The 8,025-nt window shown below is 66.9% G+C and carries 9 protein-coding genes; 2 read left to right on the top strand and 7 right to left on the bottom strand.

What is annotated here, in order from left to right:
• On the top strand, positions 1 to 207 hold a 207-nt coding region (locus tag GA0111570_RS10110; protein WP_092610168.1), incomplete at its 5' end, for an ATP-binding protein.
• A 61-nt stretch (positions 208 to 268) separates the two neighbouring features.
• On the opposite strand, the gene GA0111570_RS10105 is transcribed toward GA0111570_RS10110, so the two are convergent.
• Positions 269 to 850 (bottom strand): recombinase family protein, encoded by a 582-nt coding sequence (locus GA0111570_RS10105; RefSeq protein WP_092610165.1) that lies wholly within the window; start codon positions 848 to 850, stop codon positions 269 to 271.
• Positions 851 to 1,112: 262 nt separating this feature from the next.
• On the opposite strand from GA0111570_RS10105, the gene GA0111570_RS10100 reads away from it, so the two are divergent.
• The gene (locus GA0111570_RS10100) at positions 1,113 to 2,420 is read left to right on the top strand and encodes an ISL3 family transposase (protein WP_092610162.1); all 1,308 of its coding nucleotides are present in this window, start codon (positions 1,113 to 1,115) and stop codon (positions 2,418 to 2,420) included.
• Positions 2,421 to 2,598: 178 nt separating this feature from the next.
• Here GA0111570_RS10100 and GA0111570_RS10095 read toward each other — a convergent pair whose 3' ends face one another.
• The 6 genes from GA0111570_RS10095 to GA0111570_RS17355 form a co-directional block, all read right to left on the bottom strand.
• Entirely contained in the window at positions 2,599 to 2,871 is a 273-nt protein-coding gene (locus tag GA0111570_RS10095) for a DNA-binding protein (protein ID WP_092610159.1), read from the bottom strand.
• Positions 2,872 to 3,005: 134 nt separating this feature from the next.
• The gene (locus GA0111570_RS10090) at positions 3,006 to 3,596 is read right to left on the bottom strand and encodes an antirestriction protein ArdA (RefSeq protein ID WP_092610156.1); all 591 of its coding nucleotides are present in this window, start codon (positions 3,594 to 3,596) and stop codon (positions 3,006 to 3,008) included.
• On the bottom strand, positions 3,593 to 4,630 hold the full coding sequence (locus GA0111570_RS10085; RefSeq protein ID WP_092610153.1) for a DNA-methyltransferase: 1,038 nt from the start codon (positions 4,628 to 4,630) through the stop codon (positions 3,593 to 3,595). The genes GA0111570_RS10090 and GA0111570_RS10085 overlap by 4 nt, the downstream gene beginning before the upstream one ends.
• Positions 4,627 to 5,580 (bottom strand): replication-relaxation family protein, encoded by a 954-nt coding sequence (locus GA0111570_RS10080; RefSeq protein ID WP_092610150.1) that lies wholly within the window; start codon positions 5,578 to 5,580, stop codon positions 4,627 to 4,629. The genes GA0111570_RS10085 and GA0111570_RS10080 overlap by 4 nt, the downstream gene beginning before the upstream one ends.
• Complete coding sequence (locus GA0111570_RS10075; RefSeq protein WP_092610148.1) at positions 5,570 to 7,765, bottom strand: type IV secretion system DNA-binding domain-containing protein; 2,196 nt, start codon at positions 7,763 to 7,765, stop codon at positions 5,570 to 5,572. Before GA0111570_RS10075 ends, GA0111570_RS10080 begins: the two co-directional genes overlap by 11 nt.
• Positions 7,752 to 7,997 carry a hypothetical protein gene (locus GA0111570_RS17355; protein WP_139283212.1) on the bottom strand — a complete coding sequence of 82 codons (246 nt, stop codon included), beginning with the start codon at positions 7,995 to 7,997 and terminating at the stop codon, positions 7,752 to 7,754. The genes GA0111570_RS10075 and GA0111570_RS17355 overlap by 14 nt, the downstream gene beginning before the upstream one ends.
• Positions 7,998 to 8,025 lie beyond the last annotated feature (28 nt).

Raw genomic sequence — 8,025 nt, 5'->3', positions numbered from 1 at the left:
ATGCGCAGCATGCTGCTGGAACTACTTGAACGCCGCTACGACGCCGCCTCAACCGTGTTCTGCACCCAGTACGCGAAGAAGGACTGGCACCAGCGACTCGGCTCCGGAGTCCACGCCGACGCGATCATGGACCGCATCGTCCACAACACCATCTGGGTCGACACCGGCAACCACAACATGCGTGAACACGCCGCCGTGAACCAGTGACAAGACGCCGGTGGGAGCCGGTGGCCCCCACCCCGGCGGCCGCTGGCCCCCACCGGCAATATCACTGGCCCCCAACGGCAAGATCGAGTGGCCTCCAAGCCTTCAAATACTCAAGCGTGCCGCCGTTCTTGGCCTTGTGGGCCATCTTGAGCTTGATGTCCTGGCCGTTGAGCCGGTTCTGCAACTCGTTCATCGTGTCGGAGATGGTGGCCATGGCGTCGCCTTCGATCGAGTCGCCGAAGTCCTCCTTGGTGGAGATTAGCTTGACGCCGAGCATGCGCAGGTTGCGCCTGGTCAGCATGGCATCCTCGACATTGCGGAAGGCACGCGAACGGCTGTAGACGATGATGTAGCCGACCTCGGGGTGCTCCGAGACGTAGGCGAGCATCTGCCGAAAGACTGGGCGCTTCTCGATGGTTTGAGCGCTGACGCCGGGCTCGACGAACTCCTTGGCGATGATCAGGTTCATCTCGTTGGCCTTGGCTGTGGTCTGTTCGCGCTGGGTGGCGATGGAGTTGCCGTCCTTGTCGACGTCCATGGCCGTGTGCGTCTGGCGGACCGACGAGACACGAAGGTAGAGCACGCAGTGTCGCTTGTCCGGGGTGTCGTCGGTGCGACGCTGCTTGCGTCCGTAACTACTCATGATGAGTTCTCCTTTCTGAGGTGTGAGGGTGCAAGAGCCACCCGCCTGGCGGGTGGCTCATCCCTGGTGATTGTTCCTCTTTGGTTCTGACCCCGATGGTGATGATTGCAGCCGTTTCACGCCTTCACGTTTACGGTTATCGGGCTCTTCACAATCCAGGGTGTAGGGCAGGTGTGATGTTGGGCGGCGCGTCGGGACGGGAGATGGGTCGAGGCCTTCCGAAGATGGAAGCTCTCACACTGCCCATCGGGAAGACCTCGACGTGCCCCACGCTACCTTCTGCTGTCCGGACCTGACCACCTTCACCCGTCTGGACGAACTCGGTCTGGAAGTCATCGGCCAACGCCTCGAGCCGGACCGGGCCGTGCTGGCCTGCCGGGTCGTCGATCCCGACGACTGGTGCCACCGCTGCGGGGCTCAGGGCAAGCCGCGCGACACCGTTGTCCGCCAGTTGGCGCACGAGCCGTTCGGCTGGCGTCCCACGCTGCTGGAGGTCACCGTGCGCCGCTACCGGTGCACCGAGTGCGGCCACGTCTGGCGTCAGGACACCACCCAGGCGGCAGAGACCCGGGCGAAGCTGTCGCGTCGGGGGCTGCGGTGGGCGCTGGAGGGACTCGTCTGCCAGCACCTGAGCGTGGCCCGGATCGCGCAGGCTCTCGGGGTGTCGTGGAACACCGCGAACACCGCGGTCCTGGCCGAAGGTCGCCGCGTGTTGATCGCCGATCCGGCCCGCTTCGACGGGGTCCGGGTCCTGGGGGTCGATGAGCACGTGTGGCGTCACACCCGCCGCGGCGACAAGTACGTCACCGTCATCATCGACCTGACCCCGATCCGCGACCGAACCGGTCCGGCCCGCCTGCTGGACATGGTCGAGGGACGCTCCAAGCAAGCGTTCAAGGCCTGGCTCGCCGAACGCCCCGCCGACTGGCGCGCAGGGGTGGAGGTCGTCGCGATGGACGGCTTCACCGGCTTCAAGACCGCCACGGCTGAGGAACTGCCCGACGCGACTGCCGTGATGGACCCCTTCCACGTGGTCCGCCTGGCCGGCGACGCGCTGGACCGCTGCCGGCGCCGGGTCCAACAGACCCTCCACGGTCACCGCGGCCGGTCCGGCGACCCCTTGTATTCGGCCCGGCGGAGTCTGCATACCGGCATCGACCTGCTCACCGACAAGCAGAAGACACGCATCGAGGCCCTGTTCGCCGGTGACGCCCACGTCGAGGTCGAGGCCACCTGGGCCATCTACCAGCGCATGATCGCGGCCTACCGCGAGCCGGATCCAGTCCAGGGCCGCGCCCGGATGCAGGCCGTGATCGAGGCCATCAGCAGCGGCGTCCCCGGCGCGCTGACCGAGATCATCACCCTCGGCCGCACGATGACCAAGCGCGCCGCCGACGTCCTGGCCTACTTCGAGCGCCCCGGCACATCGAACGGCCCCACCGAGGCCATCAACGGCCGACTGGAACACCTGCGAGGATCAGCCCTCGGCTTCCGCAACCTCACCAACTACATCGCCCGCTGCCTACTCGAGGCCGGCGGATTCAGACCCCAACTACACCTTGGATTGTGAAGAGCCGGTTATCGTTCATATCTATTATATGAAATTGCGCGATGCAATTGAAATAGGCGGAATGTTTATTGGCGGTAGGTTCCGCCTATTTTTCGCATATTTGTGGGGTTGTAGCCCGGATGAGGGCGAGCGTGCTGGATGCACGACTCGTGCCTCATCCGGGCGGGGTGGAGGGCGCCTACGTGGACGTCTTGGGTGTCGTGGCGCGGGGCTTGGGCTTCCCGGTGCCGAACATGGCACTGAGGGCGGCGGCGGCTTCGCGGGCTTCCCGTTCGATCTCGGCCTGGAGTTCGTCGGCCTTGGCGGCGATCTGGGGATCGGCAGCCATGACCTCGATCTGGGCCTCGACCCCGGCGCGGATGGCGTCGGTGACCGAGATGCCAGCCAGGCGAGCCAGCATGGTGAGCTTGGCGTGCTGGTCGTCTTCCAAGCGGATGGCGAGCGTCTTCATGACGTGGGTTCCTCCTTCCTCGGGACTTCACCCACCTGTGGTGGGTCCATCTCCTCGGGATGGTGCAGCCGGTGATCCGGGATGGATCACGATGCGGCTGCAGTCTCCCGACGAGAAGGATCGGCCGGGTTGGTTCAGGTGACGTCGAAGACGGCGACGCGTCCATCGGGCAGGTCTTCGATGTGGATGCTGCCGCTGATCTGGGCGTCACGTGCCCATGCCTCGTAGTCGATCGAGACGTAGTTGCGCAGGTCGTCTGGGATGGCCTTGTCCAGCAGCTGCGGGATGCCCTCGTCGTCGAGGAGCTGTTCGGCCCACTGCTCAGCGCTGTCGTAGGTGCCGAGGTAGGCGTCCTCGAAAGAGGCCATCATGGCCGGGTCGCCGTCGTGCAGTTCGGCCCAGACGGCGAAGACGTCGCCGTGCTCGGCAATGCCGCGCGCGATGAGGCTGACGTCTTCGAGCCGGTCGTACTCCTGCACGCGGTAGCTGCCGAACTCGTCGTAGTCGAAGATGGCGTACTCCTCGGCGCTGGGCTCGTGGCTGGACGTGAGGATCTCTCGGGCGGCCGCCTCTAGGTCGTCGGGGTCTTGAGTGGCATCGACCCAGCGGCCGTGCAGAATGCCCGCGTTGTAGTCGGCAAGCGAGGCGATCCAGATACGCGGGTGATATTGCTGCTCGGGTCGGCGCTCGTGGTTTTCGCCTGGCTGGTTGTGGTTGTCGGTCATGATGTTCCTCCTTTCAGGGGTGTTGCGTTGGTGGAGTGACGGGCCGCGGCGATGCGTGCTTCGGCCAGCTGGACGTACTCGGGGTTGAGCTCGATGCCGAGCCAGTCGCGGCCGAGGGCCTTGGCAACGACCGCGGTCGTGCCGGAGCCGAGGAAGGGGTCCAGCACGAGGCCTGGCTCGGGTGGGCTATTGCAGCGGCAGGTGGGTCGTTCGGGCTGTCGGGTGGCTGTCGTACCTGTGCGCGTGATCGTGTGGGCGTACGGGGCGCGGCAGCGACTGCACCGTAGGTGAGGGCAGCCGGCGCGGATCATGGGACGAACGAGCGTCTCGGGGTAGGTGGCGAAGTGGGCGCCCCGGAAGTGGCTTGGCGAGATCTGCCAGACGTCGCCGGGGTTCTTGCCGAGGGGGTGGCCGACCATGCCCCGCGCCTTGAGCGCGGCAAGGCCGTCGTCGCTGTCACCGTTAGGCCCCAGCCAGCCGGTCGTCGACCGCTTGCGGTGCGCCGGGTGCGTTTGGTGGCGTCGTACGTGATCAGGCACTGGCGTGCGGTGCGGTTGGCGGATGGCGTCGAGGTCGAAGTAGTAGCGGCTGCTCGTCGCGAGGACGTAGATGACCTCGTGGGTAGTGGCGAGCCGGTCAGCGACGCTCGTCGGGATCGGGTTCGTCTTGGCCCAGATGATCTTGTTACGCAGCGTCCAGCCATCCTCGATCAGAGCCAGAAGGACGCGTTCGGGGACACCGAGCAGGCTCTTGCGGGCGGCACCCTGGGACGCGTGCAGGCTGTAGCTGTCGCCGAGGTTGAGCCACAGGGTTCCAGTCGCCATGAGGACGCGCCGCATGGCAGCCACGCAGGCCCGCAGCGTCGCGACGTAGTCCTCGACCGTCTCCTCGAGGCCGAACTGGCCGGAGGTGCCGTAGTCGCGAAGACGGAAGTACGGCGGACTGGTGACGATCTGGTCGACCCATCCGTCGGGAAGCTCCTTGAGGCGCTGGAGCGCGTCCCCGTTCAGAATCTGGTTGCGGGGCCGACTCATGCCACGGCTCCTGTGAGGGTGAGGCTGAGCTGGTCTTCGGTGCAGACGTGGAACATGCCGTTGGGGTAGCCCTTGGCTCGAAGGCGCTGGCGCAGCTGCTCGGCGCGAGTATCGGCTTTAGCGCCGAGCATGAGCCAACAGACCATGGGGAAGACCTCATGCGCGGCCTGCTCGGCGCCGGTGCGCCGATAGGTGTCGTACTGCGCAGACTTCGTCAGCAACGTTGGGATGGACTCAGTCCCCATGTCGATCTCGAGGAACCAACGGTCCTCGTAGTCCGCGCCCTGAACGGTGACGGCGAGATCGGGCTGCAGGCTGCGGCTTTCCCCGCCAGGACCGGTGTAGGTGCGCCAGCAGGCCGGTTCGAGGGCCACCTCGATCGAGGTGATGGCGTCGCGCGTGGCAATGCTGTTGAGCTCGAGATGGGTGTCGCCGATCGCGAGACAGTGCAGGAGGAAGCGCTCGGACGGCTCGCGGCTGCGGAAGTGGCGTCCCGTATCACCCGCCAGGAGCCGTGCGCCGGCTGGAGCCAGGTGGTAGACGGTGGCGCCCGATCCGGCACGGACGCCGCCGATGCGTCGAGCCAATGTTCGCAGCACACCCTCGTGGGCGAGACGTGCCAGTACACGCCGAGTGGTGCGTTCGGCCGATTCGGGCGAGCCGAGGTTCGTGAAGCAGAAGCCCTCGATCTGGCGGGTGGTGAGGTAGCGGTGGTCGCCGACCAGTCGCAGGATGCGCCAGTCGCGCTCGGTGAGGTCGTGACGCAGCTTGGCGAGAGCGCGGCCGCCGACCCGCCCCGGTGAGGACGACACCGACAGAGTGTCGGTATTCGGCGCCGCTAATGCGGCCGATGCTTGTGTGGCTTCGTCAGTTGCGCTGGGGTCGGGTGAGCCGAGCGGAGCAGCGATCGGAATGCGGTCCTCGGGGGTGTGTCCAGTGTTAGTTGTCATCAGGGTTCTCCTTTCGTGGTGTTGTCGTGGGTGTGGTGCGTCGCCGTCGGCCGAACCGTTCCCCGTCCTTGGGTGCGTCCGTAGACACGGCCGACGGGTTCTGTGCGGCGGTATTGGCCGGGGTCGCCGGAGGTGGGTTCTGGACGTCCTGGGGATCGGTTCCGGTCGCCAGGGCAGTGAGCCGGGCGTCGACCTCGGCGACCGTCCGCCCGTAGGTCTTGGAGGACGCCTCGGCCAAGTCGGCCGCTCGCCTGATCGGTGGCGCCAGCGGCTCGGTGAGCAGGGAGACCGGGTGCGTTGGGCTGCCCTCAACGAGCAGCTGGGCGTAGGCGTGGTAGGCGGGCAGCGAGGTGAAGTCCTCGGGCACGAGCAGACCGTTCGCGGTCGAGGCGAGCGTGCGCGCGTCCTTGGACGAGAGTGTGAAGCTCACCCTTGAGCGGGCGTTCGCGAACAGGGCACTCTCAAGCGACGGCGGGAGTTGGCCGAGGTGCTGGTGGGCCAGAGTGAAGCCGACCCCGAGCCCGCGAGCCTGCGCCAGTGCGTCGGACAGGGAGCCCGGCAGGTGCAGGTAATCCTGGACCTCGTCGATGTAGACCATCACCGGATGGCGGCGCTCGGCAGGGACTTGGACTCGCTCCAGGGCGGCCTGCCACAGCAGCGCGACGACCAGCGAGCCGAGCAGCTGCGCACCATCTGGGCCGAGCCTGCCCGCGGCGAGGGAAACCAGAACGATGCGGCGCTTGGCGAACACGTCTCGGAGCGCGAAGCGCGGGTCCTGTTGGCCGAAGGTAGCCCGCAACCCGGGGCGCATCATGAGCGGGCGAAGCTTGTTCATCAGGGGCGCGATCGCATGGGTGCGCATCGCGTCGGACTGGGCGGCGTACCAGCTCCAGAAGGCGCCGACACCGAGGGGATCATCGGCAGCGAGGCGTCCGATCAGCTGGTGACGGAAGCCGTCGTTGGTGAGTAGCGCGGGCACCAGAGCCAGCGGCAGTCCACCGGCACGGGCGAGCGTGAGCAGGCTGGCGTGCATGATGTCCTGCGTCCGTGGACCCCACGAGTCGGCATAAAGGGCGTGGAAGACAGACAGGATGGTGTCGGCCGCCAGATCGGGCGCCGGGCCGCCGAGCGCGTCGATGCCCACGACGTGCTTGGCCGTCGGATCAAGGACGACGACGTCGTCGCGGCGATCCTCGGGGAGACGGGCGAGGATGTCGCGGACCAGGTCCCCTTTCGGATCGATCACCACCAGCCCGCGACCCTCGGCCGCATCCTGCAACGCCAAGTGCGCCAGAAGGGTGGACTTGCCGACGCCGGTCGGTCCGATGACATGCAGGTGCCGCAGTGAGTCCTCGACCGACACCCGCACGACCGCCGAGGGATCGGCTTGGGCGATGCCGAGCCGACGTCCAGACTTCAGCGCACCGACTGGCGCCAGCAGGCGCGGATGAGCCGCGGGGAGGCCAGGCAGATCGGGCGTGATGGGCCAGCCGACCAGCCGAGCGAGGTCGTCGACCCGCAGTCGCAGCGACCACCAGCCGGGAGCACGTACGTCGGTCACCGTGCGCGGGTTGGTGCGCCAGAGCTCGACGATGACGCCGGGAACTTCCAGCGCTCGCCAGGCAGACCCGACGTCGCGCACCAGGGCACGCGCCCTGGCCTCAGACTTGGCGTTCACCCCGACGCGAAGACTCACCCTGAAGCCATGCTCGGCGACATGCCGGGCGGATTCCGCGCCGGCCGGCTCGTCGTCCCTCAGACGGCGCGGGGTGAAGCGCTGTCCCAAGACCAGCTGAATACGGATCATTTCGTCAGACGTGGTCCCGGCCAGCACGCGGTAGAGGCCACGTGCAACCGGTTCGGCCGACTCCTTACGTAGGGGAAGGCTCCATCCGCCGAGACGTACGGCGGCAGCCAGCCGGAGCCGGTCGAGGGTGCCACCGGACGTCTCGTCGGTCAGTCGCAGTCCCAGGATGTGGGCGGCAAGTGCGCGCCGCACGGCCGACACATCCTTGGCATGAGCGCCGATCCGCCAACTGACCTGCCCGTGGCGGCCGATCAGCTCAAGTACGACAAGTGGCGCGAAGGGCAGCACTGCCAGCGCCGTCAAGGAGTCGTGCACCTGGGCTTGGTCGACCCCCTGATCGAAGTGCAGCTGCGTCCAGTGAAGATCAGGTCGCGTCATGGCCGTCCTCCATCTCGGAGCCGCCGGCCGCTTCCGACTCTTCGGCTCGACGTTGTTCGTCGAGCACCATGCGGATGACCGCACGGGCAAGCAGCCGATAATCCGGCTCCGGACGCACTTCGGAGCGCACGATGATGTGCTGGTCCTTCTTGGGGCGTCCAGGACGACCGGGCCGGCGTGGCTGGCTCGGCTTCTGACCCTTCCGGGGCGTGGTGGGCTTATTCGACGACATGCTTACTCCTCCTCTCTTGCTAGACGAC

The organism is Raineyella antarctica, assembly GCF_900092135.1.
Taxonomy (GTDB): domain Bacteria; phylum Actinomycetota; class Actinomycetes; order Propionibacteriales; family Propionibacteriaceae; genus Raineyella; species Raineyella antarctica.
The sequence above is the reverse complement of the archived record's forward strand: the minus strand, read 5'-3'. Positions and strand labels throughout refer to the sequence as shown.

What these genes read in the sequence shown, in the direction of transcription:
- GA0111570_RS10105 (WP_092610165.1), bottom strand. Translation starts at nt 850, where the DNA reads ATGAGTAGTTACGGACGCAAGCAGCGTCGCACCGACGACACCCCGGAC.
- GA0111570_RS10095 (WP_092610159.1), bottom strand. Translation starts at nt 2,871, where the DNA reads ATGAAGACGCTCGCCATCCGCTTGGAAGACGACCAGCACGCCAAGCTC.
- GA0111570_RS10090 (WP_092610156.1), bottom strand. Translation starts at nt 3,596, where the DNA reads ATGACCGACAACCACAACCAGCCAGGCGAAAACCACGAGCGCCGACCC.
- GA0111570_RS10085 (WP_092610153.1), bottom strand. Translation starts at nt 4,630, where the DNA reads ATGAGTCGGCCCCGCAACCAGATTCTGAACGGGGACGCGCTCCAGCGC.
- GA0111570_RS10080 (WP_092610150.1), bottom strand. Translation starts at nt 5,580, where the DNA reads ATGACAACTAACACTGGACACACCCCCGAGGACCGCATTCCGATCGCT.
- GA0111570_RS10075 (WP_092610148.1), bottom strand. Translation starts at nt 7,765, where the DNA reads ATGACGCGACCTGATCTTCACTGGACGCAGCTGCACTTCGATCAGGGG.
- GA0111570_RS17355 (WP_139283212.1), bottom strand. Translation starts at nt 7,997, where the DNA reads ATGTCGTCGAATAAGCCCACCACGCCCCGGAAGGGTCAGAAGCCGAGC.